Below are 1,065 nucleotides of genomic sequence, written 5' to 3'. Positions count from 1 at the left end.
CCCCGACGGGCCCCCAGAGCTCGGCGGCGGTGAAGCCGGCCGCGGCGGCCGCGGCGGGCCGTTCCAGCAGGGGCAGTTCGCCGAACAGGATGGACAGGTTGACCGTGAAGCGGTGCTGGGCGGCAGCGGTCACGTGGTTCACCTCAATCGCTCTCTCGCCGGGCGGCTTCCGCCGGGCAACTTCCACGATCCGGAAGCTCGATTTTGCTTGATGGAAGCTTCTCCGCCGCCACCCGGACTGTCAAGGACGCCGCAACATTTTGTTGAAGCCGCCGAACGCCCGGCCGCCGGCCCCGGCCGCCCTGTCCGATCACCCAGGGCGGCCGGGTCGATAAGCTGAGCGGGTGCGATTGATGGTGGAGTTCACGACAGAGCCGTTCGAACTGGACGGGTTCCCCGAGCACGCCAAGGCCGCGCGCCGCGTGGTGGACGAGGCGGGGCTCGCCGTCTCGGTGGGGCCGTTCGGCACCAGCGCCGAGGGTGGGGCCGAGGAGACCCTGGCCGCCGTCACCCGCCTGCTGCGGGAGACCCTGGCGGCGGGGGCGAGCCGGATCTCGGTCCAGGTCAGCGTGCTGGACGGGGAGCCCGGCTCCCCGGAGGGCGCCCGGCCCGAAGACCCCGAAGGAGGGGATAAGCAGTGAGCGATGCCCTGAACCACCCGCTCACCGCCGCCCTGCGGCCGCTGCTGGCCGCGGTCGGCGCGACCGCGGTCGAGCCGGCCGAGGCCCGGGCGGAGGACGTGGTGCTGGAGTGGGACGGCGCACCGGCCGTCGCGGTGCGGCTGCCGCACCTGAGCAGCGCGCTGGACCGGCTGCTGGCGGAGATGGTCCGGCAGTTCGACGGCCGGCCGCTGACCGAGCTGGACCGCGCGGAGAAGCAGCGGGTGGTCGCCCTGCTGGAGGAGCGCGGCGCGTTCACCGTCCGCCACGGGGTGGAGACGGTCGCGTCGGCGCTCGGGGTCAGCCGGTTCACGGTGTACAACTACCTGAACCGGCAGGAGAAGGGCTGACCCGTCGGCCGTGTCCTTGGCGGATCGCACACGGCGCCGGGTCCCGGACCCGGCGC

At 73.5% G+C, this 1,065-nt stretch carries 2 protein-coding genes and 1 pseudogene; 2 read left to right on the top strand and 1 reads right to left on the bottom strand.

Annotated features, from left to right (window positions below; translation table 11 throughout):
• A pseudogene (locus ACFUEL_RS39940) lies at window positions 1-142 on the bottom strand (hydroxypyruvate isomerase); the annotation flags it as partial.
• Between the two features lie 211 nt (window positions 143-353).
• Here ACFUEL_RS39940 and ACFUEL_RS39935 point away from each other — a divergent pair.
• Window positions 354-641 carry a thiamine-binding protein gene (locus tag ACFUEL_RS39935; protein ID WP_380243166.1) on the top strand — a complete coding sequence of 96 codons (288 nt, stop codon included), beginning with the start codon at window positions 354-356 and terminating at the stop codon, window positions 639-641.
• The gene (locus tag ACFUEL_RS39930) at window positions 638-1,009 is read left to right on the top strand and encodes a helix-turn-helix domain-containing protein (RefSeq protein ID WP_380243164.1); all 372 of its coding nucleotides are present in this window, start codon (window positions 638-640) and stop codon (window positions 1,007-1,009) included. Before ACFUEL_RS39935 ends, ACFUEL_RS39930 begins: the two co-directional genes overlap by 4 nt.
• Window positions 1,010-1,065: the final 56 nt, after the last annotated feature.

The sequence above is a fragment of the Kitasatospora sp. NPDC057198 genome (assembly GCF_042670125.1).
Taxonomy (GTDB): domain Bacteria; phylum Actinomycetota; class Actinomycetes; order Streptomycetales; family Streptomycetaceae; genus Kitasatospora.
The sequence above is the reverse complement of the archived record's forward strand: the minus strand, read 5'-3'. Positions and strand labels throughout refer to the sequence as shown.